13 protein-coding genes are annotated in these 15,569 nt (G+C 70.9%); 12 read left to right on the forward strand and 1 reads right to left on the reverse strand.

Annotation, left to right across the window (positions count from 1 at the left end; genetic code table 11):
- Positions 1-22: 22 nt before the first annotated feature.
- From J3P44_RS13565 to rodA, 8 genes are all read left to right on the forward strand, one after another.
- Positions 23-1,408, forward strand: a complete 1,386-nt coding sequence (locus tag J3P44_RS13565) for a bifunctional folylpolyglutamate synthase/dihydrofolate synthase (RefSeq protein ID WP_255890957.1) — start codon at positions 23-25, stop codon at positions 1,406-1,408.
- Entirely contained in the window at positions 1,405-1,812 is a 408-nt protein-coding gene (locus tag J3P44_RS13570) for a DUF4233 domain-containing protein (RefSeq protein ID WP_255890958.1), read from the forward strand. Before J3P44_RS13565 ends, J3P44_RS13570 begins: the two co-directional genes overlap by 4 nt.
- Positions 1,813-1,856: 44 nt before the next feature.
- Positions 1,857-2,285, forward strand: a complete 429-nt coding sequence (gene ndk, locus J3P44_RS13575; RefSeq protein WP_255890959.1) for a nucleoside-diphosphate kinase — start codon at positions 1,857-1,859, stop codon at positions 2,283-2,285.
- Between the two features lie 181 nt (positions 2,286-2,466).
- Positions 2,467-3,495, forward strand: a complete 1,029-nt coding sequence (locus J3P44_RS13580) for a rod shape-determining protein (protein WP_255890960.1) — start codon at positions 2,467-2,469, stop codon at positions 3,493-3,495.
- Positions 3,496-3,508: 13 nt separating this feature from the next.
- The gene (mreC, locus tag J3P44_RS13585) at positions 3,509-4,447 is read left to right on the forward strand and encodes a rod shape-determining protein MreC (RefSeq protein ID WP_255890961.1); all 939 of its coding nucleotides are present in this window, start codon (positions 3,509-3,511) and stop codon (positions 4,445-4,447) included.
- Positions 4,444-4,956 carry a rod shape-determining protein MreD gene (gene mreD / locus J3P44_RS13590; RefSeq protein WP_255890963.1) on the forward strand — a complete coding sequence of 171 codons (513 nt, stop codon included), beginning with the start codon at positions 4,444-4,446 and terminating at the stop codon, positions 4,954-4,956. The genes mreC and mreD overlap by 4 nt, the downstream gene beginning before the upstream one ends.
- Complete coding sequence (mrdA, locus tag J3P44_RS13595; protein WP_255890964.1) at positions 4,953-7,064, forward strand: penicillin-binding protein 2; 2,112 nt, start codon at positions 4,953-4,955, stop codon at positions 7,062-7,064. The genes mreD and mrdA overlap by 4 nt, the downstream gene beginning before the upstream one ends.
- Positions 7,065-7,069: 5 nt before the next feature.
- Positions 7,070-8,272 (forward strand): rod shape-determining protein RodA, encoded by a 1,203-nt coding sequence (rodA, locus tag J3P44_RS13600; protein ID WP_255890965.1) that lies wholly within the window; start codon positions 7,070-7,072, stop codon positions 8,270-8,272.
- A gap of 43 nt (positions 8,273-8,315) precedes the next feature.
- Here the strand turns inward: rodA and J3P44_RS13605 are convergent, their stop codons facing one another.
- Complete coding sequence (locus J3P44_RS13605) at positions 8,316-9,260, reverse strand: endonuclease/exonuclease/phosphatase family protein (RefSeq protein WP_255890966.1); 945 nt, start codon at positions 9,258-9,260, stop codon at positions 8,316-8,318.
- 124 nt (positions 9,261-9,384) lie between these two features.
- Between J3P44_RS13605 and J3P44_RS13610 the strand changes: the two genes are divergently transcribed.
- The 4 genes from J3P44_RS13610 to J3P44_RS13625 all read left to right on the forward strand — a co-directional run bounded on the left by J3P44_RS13610 (position 9,385) and on the right by J3P44_RS13625 (position 15,516).
- Complete coding sequence (locus J3P44_RS13610) at positions 9,385-11,358, forward strand: TIGR03960 family B12-binding radical SAM protein (protein ID WP_255890967.1); 1,974 nt, start codon at positions 9,385-9,387, stop codon at positions 11,356-11,358.
- Between the two features lie 103 nt (positions 11,359-11,461).
- Entirely contained in the window at positions 11,462-12,511 is a 1,050-nt protein-coding gene (locus J3P44_RS13615) for a class I SAM-dependent methyltransferase (RefSeq protein ID WP_255890969.1), read from the forward strand.
- Entirely contained in the window at positions 12,508-14,199 is a 1,692-nt protein-coding gene (locus tag J3P44_RS25535; protein ID WP_255890970.1) for a glycosyltransferase family 2 protein, read from the forward strand. Before J3P44_RS13615 ends, J3P44_RS25535 begins: the two co-directional genes overlap by 4 nt.
- Positions 14,200-14,307: 108 nt before the next feature.
- Positions 14,308-15,516, forward strand: coding sequence for a hypothetical protein (locus J3P44_RS13625; RefSeq protein ID WP_255890972.1), 1,209 nt, complete (start codon positions 14,308-14,310; stop codon positions 15,514-15,516).
- Positions 15,517-15,569 lie beyond the last annotated feature (53 nt).

Genomic DNA, 15,569 nt, shown 5'->3' on the forward strand with positions numbered 1-15,569 from the left:
CGCGCCCTAGACTCGCACCGAGATGACTGACCTTCCCCCCGACGCCACCCAGGCCCCCCCATCCATGGAAGCGCGCCCGGCCGAGACCTTCGCCGAGGTCGAGGACGCCCTGCTGTCGCGCTGGCCCGAGACCAAGCTCGAGCCCAGCCTGGACCGGATCCGTGCGTTCACCGAGCTGCTCGGCGAGCCGCAGGGCTCGTTCCGCTCGGTGCACCTGACCGGCACCAACGGCAAGACCAGCACCAGTCGGATGATCGAGACCCTGCTGCGGGCCCTCGACCTGCGCACCGGCCGCTTCACCTCCCCCCACCTGGAGCGGATGAGCGAGCGGATCAGCATCGACGGTGAGCCGTTGGACGACGAGGCCTTCGTCCGCGCCTTCAACGAGGTCGCCCCCTACACCCACCTGGTCGACTCCGAGCAGGACCACCCGCTGAGCTTCTTCGAGACCATCGTGGCGATGGCGTTCGCGGCCTTCGCCGACGCGCCGGTCGACGTCGCCGTGGTCGAGGTCGGGATGGGCGGCACCTGGGACGCGACCAACGTCATCGAGGCCGACGTCGCCGTCGTGCTGCCGGTCGCGATCGACCACGCCAAGTACCTCGGCGACGACGCCGCCACGATCGCTGCCGAGAAGGGCGGGATCATCAAGCCGGGTTCGGTGGCCGTGCTGGCCGAGCAGACCCCGGAGGTCGCTGCCGTCCTGCTGGCGCGGGCCGCCGAGGTCGGCGCCACCGTCGTGCGCGAGGGCATCGAGTTCGGCGTGGCCGCCCGCACGCCCGCCGTCGGCGGCCAGGTGGTGTCGCTGCAAGGCCTGCGCGGTCGGTACGACGACGTGTTCCTGCCGCTCTACGGCGCGCACCAGGCCCAGAACGCCGCCGTCGCCCTGGCCGCGGTCGAGGCCTTCGGCGCCGGCGCCCTCGACGAGGACCTGGTCCGGGCGGCGTTCGCCGAGGTGACCTCACCCGGCCGCCTGGAGATCATCCGGCGCAGCCCCACGATCGTCCTCGACGCGGCCCACAACCCCCACGGGGCCGAGGCCGCGGCCGCCGCCCTGGAGGACTCCTTCGCCTTCAGCCCGCTCGTCGGCGTCATGGGCGTGATGGAGGACAAGGACCACGAGGGCCTCCTCGCGGCCTTCGAGCCCCACCTGACCTACCTGGTGTGCACGCAGAACTCGACCGGGCGCTCGATGTCCGCCGCCGCCCTGGGGCGTACAGCCGTCGAGGTCTTCGGCGAGGACCGCGTCAGCGTCGTGCCCGACCTCGCCGAGGCCATCGACCGAGCCGCCACGCTCGCCGAGGCCGCCGAGGCGATCGACGTCTCCATCGGCGCCGGGGCGGTGCTGGTCACCGGCTCCGTCGTCACGGTGGGCGAGGCGCGCGCGATGCTGAAGGGCCGCCGATGAGCGACCAGCTCCCCGCGGGTCCTCCCGAGCGCGTCACCAACACCGAGCGCTCGCCACGGCGGGGCATGTGCGCAGCCGTGCTGAGCCTCGAGGCGATCACGCTCGGACTGACCACCCCGGTGATGATCACGATCGCCGACGTCGCGACCGGTACGGCCGTCACCATCGGGCTTGGGCTGGCGGTGGTGTGCCTGCTGCTGGCCGGCATGCTGCGCGCCGAGTGGGCCTACGTCGCGGGCTACGTCGTGCAGGTCGCGGCCATCGGCCTCGGGTTCGTCGTCACCGCCATGTTCGTCCTGGGTCTCGCCTTCGCGGCGCTGTGGGCCGCCGCCGACCTGCTGGGCCGCAAGATCGAGCGGGAGCGCGCCGAGGCCTGGGCGGCCTGGCGCGCCGAGCAGGGGTGAGCCCGGGGGCCAGCGAGCAGGTCGACGCTGGCTAGGCTGCGCCCATGACCGACGTCCAGCGTTCCCTCGTCCTCGTCAAGCCCGACGGCGTCCGCCGCGGCCTCTCGGGGGAGATCCTGCGCCGGATCGAGGCCAAGGGCTACACGCTCGCGGCCGTCGAGCTGCGCACCGCGACCTCCGAGATCCTCGCTGCCCACTACGCCGAGCACGAGGGCAAGCCGTTCTACGGTCCGCTCGTGGAGTTCATGCTCTCCGGCCCCGTGCTCGCCATGGTCATCGAGGGACAGCGCTGCATCGAGGGCTTCCGCTCGCTCGCCGGTGCCACCGACCCGACCGTCGCCGCACCCGGCACTATCCGCGGCGACCTCGGCCGCGACTGGGGCCTGGCCGTCCAGCAGAACCTCGTGCACGGCTCGGACTCCGAGGAGTCCGCGGCCCGCGAGATCGGGATCTGGTTCGCCGACCTCGCCTGAGCCCGTCCGGCCGCAGGACGTGTGACGATCCGGCCGACCAGTTCGCCACACCTCCCGTGACCCGCGCGTGTCCTGCCGGGAACCGGCAATTTCGCTACCTACCCTGAGTCACGGGTCGACTCACGGCAGCGCGGTCGTCCCCTCTTCCCGGAACGACCCGACCTGCGAGGGCAGCAGCGGCATGGCACACAGCATCATCGGCCGAGACATGGCCGTCGACCTCGGCACCGCCAACACGCTGGTCTATGTCCGCGGCAAGGGCGTCGTCCTCGACGAGCCGTCGGTCGTCGCGATGAACACCACGACCGGGGAGGTCCTCGCCGTCGGCCACGAGGCCAAGCGGATGATCGGCCGCACCCCGGACAACATCGCCGCCATCCGCCCGCTGAAGGACGGCGTCATCGCCGACTTCGAGGCGACCGAGCAGATGCTGCGCTACTTCATCCACCAGGTGCACCGACGCCGCTACTTCGCCAAGCCGCGCATGGTCATCTGCGTGCCGAGCGGGATCACCGCCGTGGAGCAGCGCGCCGTCAAGGAGGCCGGCTACCAGGCCGGCGCCCGCAAGGTCTACATCGTCGAGGAGCCGATGGCGGCCGCGATCGGCGCCGGGTTGCCGGTGCACGAGGCCACCGGCAACATGGTCGTCGACGTCGGCGGCGGCACCACCGAGGTCGCCGTGATCAGCCTCGGCGGCATCGTGACCAGCCTGTCGGTGCGCACCGCGGGCGACGACCTCGACCAGGCGATCATCGCGTGGATGAAGAAGGAGTACTCCCTGATGCTGGGGGAGCGCACCGCCGAGGAGGTCAAGATGACCCTCGGGTCCGCCTTCCCGCTCCCCACGGAGCCGGATGCGGAGATCCGCGGTCGCGACATGGTCTCCGGCCTCCCGCGCACGGTCGTCGTCTCCAGCTCCGAGCTGCGCCAGGCCCTCGAGGAGCCGCTGCACGCCATCATCGACGCGGTCCGCTCGACGCTCGACCAGACGCCGCCCGAGCTGGCCGGCGACATCATGGACCGCGGCATCGTGCTCACCGGCGGCGGCGCCATGCTCCGTGGCCTCGACGAGCGGCTGCGCCACGAGACGGGCATGCCCGTCCACGTGGCCGAGGACCCGCTGTCCTCGGTCGCCTACGGCGCGGGCAAGTGCGTCGAGGAGTTCGAAGCCCTCCAGCAGGTCCTCGTCTCGGATCCGAGGCGCTTCTGATGGGCGCCAGCTGATGGGGAGCCTGGGGGGACACGACGGCCGCGAGCGCCGCTGGCGCGGCCTGGACGGTCTCGAGTCGCGCAACCGCCCGCCCCGCTCGCTGCTGGTCGCGCTCCTGCTCGCCAGCGTCACCCTCATCACGCTCGACGTGTCCGGCGGGGGCAGCTCGCCGCTGGAGCCTGCCCGCCGGGTGGTCGGCGAGGCGTTCGGTCCCGCCGAGTCGGCCGCGGCCGCCGCCGTACGCCCCTTCACCACCGTGCCCGCCTGGTTCCGCAGCAAGGGCGACCTCGCCGACGAGGTCCGTGACCTGGAGGCGAGCAACGCCGAGCTCCGTGGCAAGGTCGAGCTCGCCGGCTTCGACCGCAACCGCCTCGAGCAGTACGACGGCCTCACCACGGCCGCCGAGGACCTGGGCTCGGCCCTGGTCCCGGCCCGCGTGGTGGCCCTCGGATCGCGCCAGTCGCAGAGCTTCACCGTGACCATCGACGCCGGCGCCGAGGCCGGGGTCGGTCCGGACATGACCGTCGTGAACAACGACGGCCTGGTCGGCCGTGTCCTCCGCGTCACCCGCAGCACCGCCACCGTGCTGCTGATCATCGACCCCGACTCGACCGTCGGCGGCCGGGTCGGCTCGAGCATGGAGATCGGCTTCGTCAACGGCAGCGGCTCGCTCGACCAGGACGCGAGCCTCGACCTGCGCCTGGTCGACGACGCGTCGGTGCCCGCCCGCGACGACACGGTCGTCACCTGGGGGAGCACCACCGGCCCCTATGCCCCGGGCGTGCCCATCGGCACGATCACCGAGGTCTACAGCTCGTTGCGCGAGGCCTCCCAGCGCGCGGTCGTGAAGCCGTTCGTCGACTTCTCCGCCCTCGACGTGGTGGGCGTGATGGTCCCCAGCGGTGCCGAGAGCGACCGGGCGATCGTCGAGGCCGACGGGAGCCTGCGATGACAACAACTCGTTGGCTGGCCGCATTCGCTGCCGTCGTGGTCGCCCTGGTCGTGCAGGTCTCGCTCTTCCCCCACCTGGCCTGGAACGGCATCGTGCCCAACCTCTGCCTGCTCGTGGTCGTCGCGGCCGCGCTAACGGTCGAGGCTCCGTTCGCGCTGGTCCTGGGCTTCGCCGCAGGCCTCACGCTCGACCTGGCTCCTCCGGCCGACCACATCGCCGGGCGGTGGGCACTGGCCCTGACGATCGCGGCCTTCCTCGCGGCGCGGGTGCGCCAGGACGTGAGACCGACCGCCCTCGCCGTCGTCGGCACGGTCGCTGCCGCGTCCTTCGTGGCGACCTCCCTGTTCGCCCTGTCGGGGGTGCTGCTCTCCGACCCGGCGATGTCGGTCGCCGGCCTTCTGGAAGTCGTCCTGGTCGCCCTTGTGTGGGACGTGCTGCTGACCCCGTTCGTGCTCCCGCCGCTGATGAAGCTCTTCTCGCGGCTCAGCCCTCAATGGGCGACGCAGTGAGTCGCACCACCAGCAGCCGGTTGCGCCTGGTCGTCGTGCAGGCGCTCGCGTTCTCACTGTTCGCGACGCTCTTCGTCCGGCTCTACTACCTCCAGGTCGTCGGCGGGGAGTCCTACCAGGCGCAGGCCGCCAACCAGTCGGTCCGCGACATCGTCGTCCAGCCCCAGCGCGGCCTGATCGTCGACAGCCAGGGACGCCCGCTCGTGGCCAACCGCACGTCCTGGGTGATCTCGGTCGACCGCACCCTCCTCGGCAAGCTCGAGCAGGACCAGCGCACCGAGCTGGTCCGCCGCGTCTCGGTCGTCGTCGGCGCCGAGCCCGAGGACGTCGAGGCCCGCCTCGTCACCTGTGGTGACCCCGGCAGCGTCCGCGACGTCTGCTGGAACGGCTCGCCCTACCAGCCGGTGCCGGTCGCCACCGACGTCTCCAAGGACGTCGCGCTCCGCGTGCTGGAGCAGCCCGAGGACTACCCCGGTGTGCTCGCCGAGCAGCAGAGCGTCCGCTCCTACCCGCGCCCCTACGGCATCAACCTCGCCCACGTCCTGGGCTACCTCAGCCCGATCACCGAGGACGAGTACGACCTCGCCACCGACCGCGACGACCGGTCCCTCAACGGGGCCTCGGTCGTCGGCCGTGCGGGCGTGGAGAAGGAGTACGACGAGTGGCTGCGCGGGCTCCCCGGCTACCGCCGCGTCGCCGTCGACTCGATGGGCCGGGTGCTGGGCGACGACTCCGTCGTCCAGAGCACGCCCGGCGACACCCTGGTCACCTCCATCGACGCCAAGGTGCAGGCCGTGGTCGAGCGCCAGCTCGCGGAGCGGATCGCCTTCCAGCGCACCCAGCTCGACCCGGTCACCGGGCGCAAGTACGCCGCCGACTCCGGCGCCGCGGTCGTGCTCGACGCGAAGACCGGCCGGGTCGTCGCGATGGCCAGCCAGCCGACGTACGACCCGGACGTGTGGACCGGCGGCATCAGCGAGTCCGAGCTCCAGCACCTCTACTCCGAGAAGGCCGGCACACCCCTGCTCTCGCGCGCCACCCAAGGACAGTTCGCCCCGGGCTCGACCTGGAAGCCGTTCATGACCGCCGGAGCGCTCACCAATGGCTACTCGATGGACACCACGCTCCCGTGCTCCTCGGGGTTCCAGGTCGGCAACCGGGTGTTCAAGAACTACGAGTCCGGTGCCTACGGCAACATCGGCTTCGCCAAGGCGCTCGAGGTCTCCTGCAACACCTTCTTCTACCGGGTCGGCTACGACTTCTGGCAGCGGTTCGGCAGCGACCCGGCCGACATCGACGCCCGGGACCCTCTGGTCGAAGAGGCCAAGGAGTTCGGCTTCGGCTCGCGCACCGGCATCGACCTGCCCGGAGAGGCTCCGGGCCGCATCGCCGACCGGCACTGGAAGCGGGCCTACTTCGAGTCGCAGAAGGACTACTACTGCGACCTGAGCAGCAAGCCACAGACGAAGGACACCAGCGACTTCGTCTACAAGTTCGCCCGCGAGTTCTGCCTCGAGGGGAACCTCTACCGGGCCGGCGACGCGGTCAACTTCTCCATCGGGCAGGGCGACACGATCGTCACACCGCTCCAGCTCGCCCGTGCCTATGCCGCGCTGAGCAACGGCGGCACCCTTTATGCCCCCACGATCGCGAAGGCGCTGGTGAGCCCCGAGGGTCAGGTGCTGCGCCGGTTCGCGCCCCGCAAGGTGGGCAGGGTGGACGTGCCGAAGAAGTACCTCGACTACATCGACGGCGCCCTCCAGAACGTCTCCCGCGTCGGCACCATGGCCTGGAAGCTCGTCGGCTTCCCGCTCGACGAGGTGACCATCCGGGCCAAGACGGGCTCCGCCGAGGTCTACGGCAAGCAGACGACCGGCTGGGTCGCGTCCTACACCGAGGACTACGTCGTGGTGATGATGATCAGCCAGGCCGGCACCGGCTCCGGCTCCACGGGCGACGGCATCCGAGCCATCTGGGAGGCGCTCTACGGCGTCGACGGCGAGACCGTACGCCCCGCGCGGGCGGCGACGCCCGGCACCATCCCGCCGGCGAGGCTGCCGCAGTTCCTCGACGACGGGTCGATCATGCCGCCGGCAGTGGGGGAGTGAGCGCGATGACCGCCCTGTCCGCCCGCCCGGCCCGGCCCGGCACAGCCACGAGCAGCCTGCGCGCGCCCGGCCTCGACTGGCTACTGATGCTCGCCACCCTCGCGCTGGTCACCATGGGCACGCTGCTCGTCTGGTCGGCGACCTCGACGCGGGCCGACCTCACCGGCGGGGACGCCAACGCCTACCTGCGCAAACAGCTCGTCAACGTCGCGATCGGCCTCGTGCTGATGGTCGCCGTCATGGCCACCGACCACCGGTGGGTGCGCATCCTGGCGCCCCTGGCCTACGTCGCGAGCGTCACCGGCCTGGTGCTGGTGCTCGTCGCCGGCAGCACGGTCAACGGCTCACGCTCCTGGCTCGAGCTGGGCGGCATGTCGATCCAGCCCTCCGAGCTCGCCAAGCTCGCCGTGGTCATCGGCATGGCCCTGGTCGTGGCCGAGCGCACCGAGCGGCGCTGGGGGCGGGGTGTCGGCACCCTCGAGGTGGTCGCGATGCTCGGCATCGCCGGCGTCCCCGCCGTGCTGATCCTGCTTCAGCCTGACCTCGGCACCATGCTGGTCCTCTCCGCGACCGTCTTCGGCGTCGTCGCGGTCGCCGGTGCCGGACGCTGGTGGCTGGGCGGACTGACCCTCGGCGCCGTGGCCGGAGCAGCCGCCGCGGTGTCGATGGGCGTGCTGAAGCCCTACCAGGTCGACCGGTTCATGGCCTTCACCAACCCCGGCCTCGACCCACGCGGCGCCGGCTACAACACCGAGCAGGCGCGCATCGCCGTCGGCAACGGCGGACTGTTCGGCCAAGGGCTCTTCGAGGGTTCGCAGACCCGGTCCGGCTTCGTGCCCGAGCAGCACACCGACTTCATCTTCACCGTGGCGGGCGAAGAGCTGGGCCTGGTCGGAGCGGGCGTCGTGATCCTGTTGCTGGCCGTCGTGGTCTGGCGCGCCCTCGCGATCTCGGCCGCGGCGGGCGACCTGTTCGGCCGGGTGGCCGCGGCGGGCATCGCCTGCTGGTGGGGCTTCCAGGCCTTCCAGAACATCGGCATGTGCCTCGGCATCATGCCGGTCACCGGCGTCCCGCTCCCGTTCGTCTCCTACGGCGGCAGCTCGCTCTTCGCCGGCATGCTGGCGCTGGGACTGCTGCAGAACATCCACCTCAGGTCGTCGGGATCGGTGCCCTCGCGCCTGCTGGCGTCGGCCACCCTCCGGCGCTGAGCAGGCCCCGGCACTGACTGCCCCGCGCGGTATCCGGACGGCCTCAGTCGCACGTGTCCGGGGTCCTCAGCCGTACGTCGGCCCACAGCCGGTGGTGGTCGGAGGCCCCGGACGCCGCGACCTGGCTGAGGAGCGGGCGCAGTCCGCGCACGAAGAGGTAGTCGATCTTGCGGCCGCCACGGCTCGTCGCCGGGCGGCCCTGGCCGGTCGCGGTCCACGTGTCGGTCAGCTGGCTTGCGATCGCGCCGACGACCGCCGAGGCCGGCCAGGCGTTGAGGTCGCCGCCAAGGATGGTGGGGACCCGGTCCGCGGCGATGATCCCGGCTACCTGCCGCGCCTGCGCGAGGCGTACGGCGGGGTGCGTGGCGTCGAGGTGCGTGTTGTAGACGCGAACCGCCTGCCCGGACACCTCGATGGTGACCCACTGGAGGCCGCGGGCCTCGGACCGAGCGCTGCGCACGAGCGACACCCGGCCCTGCTGCACGATGTCGAACCGGCTCAGGATGAGGGTGCCGTACTGCCCCGAGCCGCGGGCCAGGTTGGCGCTGAACGCCCCGTCCATGCCCACGGCGTCGGCGAGCACCTCGGCCTGGTCGACGGCGCCGCTGCGCACCATCCGCCGATCCACCTCCTGGAGCAGCACGACGTCGGGGTCGAGCTCGAGGATCTCCTCGGCGACGGCGTTGATCGTGCCGGTCGAGCGGTGGGTGTTGAAGGACAGCACGCGCAGCTCGACCGGACGGAGGAACTGCTCGCAGACCAGCTCGTCCAGGCCCTCCGGTGGTGAGGGGATCGTCTCGGGGGCGGTGGTGGGCGCCTCGGACCCCTCTGGATCCGCGGGAGCCTCGGGGAGCTCGGTGGAGGTCGGGACCGGCTCGTCGACCTGCGCTGCCCTCTCCGCCGCCTGGTCGCGCAGGAACAGGAACGCGAGCACGGCGAGGACGAGCACGGCCGCGCCGATGCGCAGCCACTCCTCGCGCCGCCCCATCTCGTGTCCCCCCATCGGTTAGGCCGCACCCCCCGCGGCGACGTAACCTAGATGATCGCCCATGAGGGCAACCGTCCCCGGCAGCGTCTGCTGTGCTTCCGTCCCACATCGAGGTGTTCTACGCATGTCCGTCGCGTCGGTCTTCCCGCGTCTGGAGGCCAAGCTGCCGTCGGTGCAGAAGCCCATCCAGTACGTCGGCGGTGAGCTGAACTCCGTCGTCAAGGACTGGGACTGCGCCGCCTCCTCCGAGTCGGGCGGACCCACTGTGCGGTGGGCCCTGATGTACCCCGACGCCTACGAGGTCGGGCTGCCCAACCAGGGCGTCCAGATCCTCTACGAGGTGCTCAACGAGCGCGACTGGATCCTGGCCGAGCGCACCTACTCGGTGTGGCCCGACATGGAGAAGGTGATGCGGACCGGTGACGAGATGGGGCAGATCCCGCAGTTCACCGTCGACAGCCACCGCCCAGTCGGCGCCTTCGACCTCTTCGGCCTGAGCTTCTCCACCGAGCTCGGCTACACCAACATGCTCAACGCCCTCGACCTCGCCGGGATCCCGCTGCACGCGGCTGACCGGGGCGAGGACGACCCGATCGTGATCGCCGGCGGCCACGCCGCCTTCAACCCCGAGCCGATCGCCGACTTCGTCGACGCTGCGGTGCTCGGCGACGGCGAGGAGGTCGTGCTGGCGATCTCCGAGGTCGTGCGCGAGTGGAAGGCCGAGGACCGTCCGGGTGGCCGCGATGAGCTGCTGCGTCGCCTCGCGGTCACAGGCAACATCTACGTCCCCCGCTTCTACGACGTCGCCTACGCCGAGGACGGCTCGATCGAGGCCGTCGTGCCCAACCGCCCCGGCATCCCGTTCAGGGTCCGCAAGCACACGCTCATGGACCTCGACCAGTGGCCCTACCCGGCCAACCCGCTGGTGCCGCTGGCCGAGACCGTCCACGAGCGGTTCTCGGTCGAGATCTTCCGCGGCTGCACCCGCGGCTGCCGGTTCTGCCAGGCCGGCATGATCACCCGCCCGGTGCGCGAGCGGTCGATCAAGACCATCGGCGACATGGTCGAGAACGGCATCCGCAAGACCGGCTTCGAGGAGGTCGGCCTGCTGTCGCTCTCCAGTGCCGACCACACCGAGATCGGTGAGGTCGCCAAGGGGCTCGCCGACCGCTACGAGGGGTCCAACGTCTCCCTCTCGCTGCCCAGCACCCGCGTCGACGCCTTCAACATCACCCTCGCCAACGAGTTCTCCCGCAACGGCCGGCGCTCGGGCCTGACCTTCGCGCCCGAGGGCGGCTCGGAGCGGATGCGCAAGGTGATCAACAAGATGGTCACCGAGGAGGACCTGATCCGCACCGTCGCGGCGGCGTACTCCCACGGCTGGCGACAGGTGAAGCTCTACTTCATGGTCGGCCTGCCGACCGAGACCGACGACGACGTCCTCCAGGTCGCCGAGCTCGCGAAGAAGGTCATCGCCAAGGGCCGGGAGGTCTCCGGGCGCAACGACATCCGCTGCACCGTCTCCATCGGCGGCTTCGTGCCCAAGCCGCACACCCCGTTCCAGTGGGCCGCGCAGCTCGACGACGTCACCACCGACGAGCGCCTCAAGAAGCTGCGCGACACGGTGCGCGACGACAAGAAGTACGGCCGCGCCATCGGGTTCCGCTACCACGACGGCAAGCCCGGCATCGTCGAGGGCCTGCTCTCGCGCGGCGACCGCCGCGTGGGCCGGGTCATCGAGGAGGTGTGGCGCGACGGGGGTCGGTTCGACGGCTGGAGCGAGCACTTCTCCTACGACCGCTGGATGGGCGCCGCCGAGCGGGCACTGGCCGGCACCGGCGTGGACGTCGACTGGTACACGACGCGTGAGCGCGACTACGACGAGGTCCTCCCGTGGGAGCACCTCGACTCCGGACTCGACAAGGACTGGCTCTGGGGCGACTGGGAGGACGCGCTGGCGACCGCCGAGGGTGCCGACATCGAGATCGAGGACTGCCGCTGGACGCCGTGCTACGACTGCGGTGTCTGCCCGGAGATGGGGACGGAGATCCAGGTCGGTCCGACGGGGCAGCAGCTGCTGCCGCTGAGCGTCGTCTGACGCTCCGCAGGCTCGGCGGGCTGCAGACCTCTGCGAGCGAGAGGTCCGCAACGTATAGCCTGAGCCCCGCACATCGCCCGCCGTCAGACAGGGGAACGCTCACATGAGCGAGGGAACGCCCTCGGAGGACTACTCCGGCACCTACTACGACGACGCACACCTGGGCGGTTACGACAACTACTCGTGGGACAACGAAGAGTGGCGGACGTTCTTCCTCTCGCTCGCGGACCGGGTCGTGGGGATCGTCAACCCGCGCTCCGTCCTCGACGTGGGGTGCGCGCGGGGGCTGTTCGTGCAGGCGCTGGCGGCCAAGGGACTGCAGGCGTCGGGGATCGACATCTCCGAGCACGCCATCGCGAGCGCTCACGTGGACGTGCGCGACCGTCTTCGTGTGGCGTCGGCCACGGAGCCGTTCGAAGGACACTACGACCTGGTTGCCTGCATCGAGGTGCTCGAGCACATGGGCCCGGTCGACGCCCAGCGCGCGATCGACAACATCGCCGCCGCTACCGACCTGGTGCTCTTCTCCTCCAGTCCGACCGACCATGACGAGCCCACCCACATCAACACGCGTCCGGCTGAGCAGTGGGCCGCTTGGTTCGCCGAGCGCGGCTTCTTCCGCCGCACGGATGTCGACCTGTCGTTCCTGTCCCCGTGGGCAGTGCTGTTCGAGCGGCGTGAGCTCACGCTGCACACGCTGGCGCACCGATATGAGCAGCAGCTCGCCGCTGTCAACACCGAGCTGATGGAGAAGCGGCAGGCGCTGCTCGAGTCGCACCGACGCATCAGCTCCCTCAATCAGCAGCTGGAGTCCGGTGTCTCCAAGAAGATGGCCGAGCAGGCCGCTCAGGTCGAGCACTGGCAGGCCGAGGTGCTCGCAGCTCGTCATCAGCTGCTGACGACCCGCGACCACGTGATCGGCACCGAAGCCCAGGTGGCCCGTCTGACCGGCGACGAGCAACGACTCCGCCGCGAGCTCGCCCAGGCTCGCAAGCAGCTCGTCAACGTGCGCGGACGGCTGAAGGAGACCCGGGGCCGGGTCGAGCGGCTGACCCGGAAGAACCGGCAGCTCGCCGCGGAGATCGAGGCGGTCCGCTTGCGACCGTCGTTCGCCCGGCGGGCAGCGCGCAAGCTGCTGGGCGGCCCCCGGTGAGAGGACCTCTCTTCTCGATCGTCACGCCGGTCTACGAGCCGCCCCTCGACGTGCTCGCCGACACGATCGCCTCGGTCCTGGCCCAGGATCACGAGGACTGGGAGTGGATCCTGGTCGACGACTGCTCGCCGAGCGAAGCGGTGCGGGAGCTCATCCGGGAGCAGGCCTCGGCCGACCCTCGCGTGCGGCTCCTCGAGCGCGGGACGAATGGACACATCGTCGCGGCGTCCAACGACGGGATCGACGCGGCGCGGGGCGAGTTCATCGTGCTGCTCGACCACGACGACCTGCTGACAACGGATGCCCTGTCGGCCAACGCCCTGCAGATCGAGGCGCATGAGGACGTCGACTACCTGTACTCCGACGAGGACAAGATCGATGACGAGGGCATCCTCTACGACGAGTTCGCGAAGCCTGACTGGTCGCCCGAGCGCCTGCGCGGTCAGATGTACACCTCCCACCTCTCCGTGATGCGCACCGAGGTCGTGCGCCGCGTGGGCGGGTTCCGAGAGGGCTACGACGGCTCCCAGGACCACGACCTGGCCCTGCGTGTGGGAGAAGTGGCACGTCGAGTCATCCACATCCCTCGCGTGCTCTACCACTGGCGGGCCGTGGTCGGGTCTGCCTCGGCGGACATCAACGCCAAGCCCTACGCCACGATCGCGGGCGCGAACGCCGTGCAGGACCACATGGACCGCATCGGTCTCGCGGCGGAGGTCGGACAGGGGCCGGTCCCCGGCCACTACCGCATCACGCGCCGGCTCGATCCCGACGTGCGGGTCTCGGTGGTCATCCCCACCATCGGCCAGTCGGACCTCATCTGGGGCTCGCGGCGGGTGATGGTGGTCGAGGCCGTACGGTCGCTGCTCGACCAGACTGCCCACGACAACCTCGAGGTCGTCGTCGTCTACGACGAGCCCACCCCGCCGGAGGTGCTGCGGGAGCTCGAGCGAGTGGCGGGCGACAGGCTGGTCCTCGAGCGGTTCACCCGACCCTTCAACTACAGCGAGAAGATGAATGTCGGCTGCCTGCGGGCGACAGGCGACAGGCTCGTGTTCCTCAACGACGACGTCGAGGTCATCTCGCAGGGGTGGCTCGAGCAGCTCGTGGCGCCCCTTGACGAGCTCGACGTGGGTCTGACCGGTGCCCGCCTCTACTTCGGTGACGACACGGTGCAACACGCTGGCCATGCCTATGCCCAAGGCCACTACCTCCACCCGTTCAGGGACCTGCCGCGCGAGTCCTACGGGCCCTTCGGCGCCCTCATCATCAACCGTGAGGCGAGCGGCGTGACCGCCGCCTGCGCCGCGATGCGTCGCGACACCTTCATCGAGATCGGGGGCTTCTGCGAGTCCCTGCCGGCCAACTTCAACGACGTCGACCTCTGCTACAAGGTGCGCGCTCAGGGCCAGCGCATCGTCTACGTCGCCTCCGTCGAGCTCTACCACTTCGAGTCACGCAGCCGCGAGCGCGTGGTCCACGACTGGGAGCGCTCCGTGGTGCGCGGCCGGTGGGGCATCCCGCTCGAGGACCCGTACGTCCGGGGTCTTCGACGTGCCCCGGCCGGGCGAGGCGCCGGCGCAGGCAAGGGACCGGACAAGGGATCCGGCAAGGGAGCCGGCAAGGGATCCGGCAAGGCAACCCGCAAGGGCGCCGCCGGGGCGGCTGGTCGCGCCGTCTCGTCGTAGGCCGGATCCTCGACTCCGGCCTCGACCAGGACTGGCTGTGAAGCGACTGGGAGGACGCCTGGTGGTCGCCGTGCAGCGGCAGGCACCCTCAGCCTAGGATCGCCTCTCGTGTCCTCCACCAAGCCGGCGCAGAAGCCCCGTGCGATGCTGCCGGTGCTGGCGGCCGCCGGTGCCAGTGGTGTCGCCGGCTACGTGGTCCTTGTGCTGGCGGCCCGCGTGCTGGACCCGGCGACCAACGCGACCTTCCTCGTCTACTGGGGGGCGCTCTTCGCCGTCTTCGGCGCTCTGATCGGCGTGACGACCGAGACCACACGCGCCGTGTTCTCCGCCGGTGACAGCGGCTCCGCCCGGGTGGTCCCACTGGCCCTCGGGCTGGGTGGAGCGATCGCGCTGCTGGTGGGGCTGTCGGGTCTGGCGTGGGCGTCGCGGCTCTTCGGTGACGCGTGGCCCGGGCTGGTTGCGGCCATGGTCGTCGGCATCGTGCTCTTCACCTCGCACGCGGCACTCGTCGGCTCCGCGGCAGGGAGCGCGGCCTGGGCCTCGTACAGCCTGCTCGTCGGATCCGAGGCGGTCTGCCGTCTGGTCCTCTGTGCCGTGGCTGCGGTGGTCGGCGCCCAGCTGGTCGGCCTGGCGTGGGCCGTCGCCCTGGCGTGTGGGACGTGGCTGCTGCTGGTGCTCGCCCACCCGCGCTACCGGCGACTCATGTCTGTGCGCGCTCGCGGTAGCCGGGCGAGCCTGATCCGGCGCATGCTGGTGGCCTGCTCGGCGTCAGGGGTCTCCGCCCTGCTGCTGGTCGGTTACCCCGTTCTGCTCCGGGTGACGACACCATCCGACGTCTTCGCGGGCGCCGCTCCGATCGTGCTGTCTGTCTCGCTGTCGCGAGCCCCCCTGATGGTGCCTCTCGGGGTCTACCAGAACGTGCTGGTGACGCGGGTGATCAGCGACGGTGTTCCAGTGATCCGCCCGGTGCTCGCCGGCCTCGCCGCCGGGACCGTCATCGGAAGCGGCCTCGCCTGGCTGGCCGGGCCGTGGCTGCTGCACCTCGTCAATCCCGCTTACGACGTCTCGGGACCGGTGTTCGCGGCTCTGGTCGTGTCGGCTGGACTCATGGCCACGCTCACCATCACCGGCGCCGCGACCGTCGCCCTGGACCACCACGATGTGTACCTCGCCGGATGGATGGCGGCGACCGTGGTGTCACTGCTCGTCCTGCTGTTGCCCGCCGGCCTGGAAGGCCGGGTGATCTCGTCCCTGGTCGCCGGCCCGCTGGTCGGCATGGCGGTCCACCTCCGCTGGGGCCTGCACCGCAGGGGCTAGGCTCCGCGCGATCGCTCGCCCACGCCATGCCCGCCCACGCCATGCCCCGTCGC

Source organism: Nocardioides astragali (assembly GCF_024436375.1).
Taxonomy (GTDB): Bacteria; Actinomycetota; Actinomycetes; order Propionibacteriales; family Nocardioidaceae; genus Nocardioides; species Nocardioides astragali.

Excerpts from the sequence above, each read along its gene's own strand:
- J3P44_RS13565 (WP_255890957.1), top strand. The coding sequence starts at position 23 with ATGACTGACCTTCCCCCCGACGCCACCCAGGCCCCCCCATCCATGGAA.
- J3P44_RS13570 (WP_255890958.1), top strand. The coding sequence starts at position 1,405 with ATGAGCGACCAGCTCCCCGCGGGTCCTCCCGAGCGCGTCACCAACACC.
- ndk (WP_255890959.1), top strand. The coding sequence starts at position 1,857 with ATGACCGACGTCCAGCGTTCCCTCGTCCTCGTCAAGCCCGACGGCGTC.
- J3P44_RS13580 (WP_255890960.1), top strand. The coding sequence starts at position 2,467 with ATGGCACACAGCATCATCGGCCGAGACATGGCCGTCGACCTCGGCACC.
- mreC (WP_255890961.1), top strand. The coding sequence starts at position 3,509 with ATGGGGAGCCTGGGGGGACACGACGGCCGCGAGCGCCGCTGGCGCGGC.
- mreD (WP_255890963.1), top strand. The coding sequence starts at position 4,444 with ATGACAACAACTCGTTGGCTGGCCGCATTCGCTGCCGTCGTGGTCGCC.
- rodA (WP_255890965.1), top strand. The coding sequence starts at position 7,070 with ATGACCGCCCTGTCCGCCCGCCCGGCCCGGCCCGGCACAGCCACGAGC.
- J3P44_RS13605 (WP_255890966.1), bottom strand. The coding sequence starts at position 9,260 with ATGGGGCGGCGCGAGGAGTGGCTGCGCATCGGCGCGGCCGTGCTCGTC.
- J3P44_RS13610 (WP_255890967.1), top strand. The coding sequence starts at position 9,385 with ATGTCCGTCGCGTCGGTCTTCCCGCGTCTGGAGGCCAAGCTGCCGTCG.
- J3P44_RS13615 (WP_255890969.1), top strand. The coding sequence starts at position 11,462 with ATGAGCGAGGGAACGCCCTCGGAGGACTACTCCGGCACCTACTACGAC.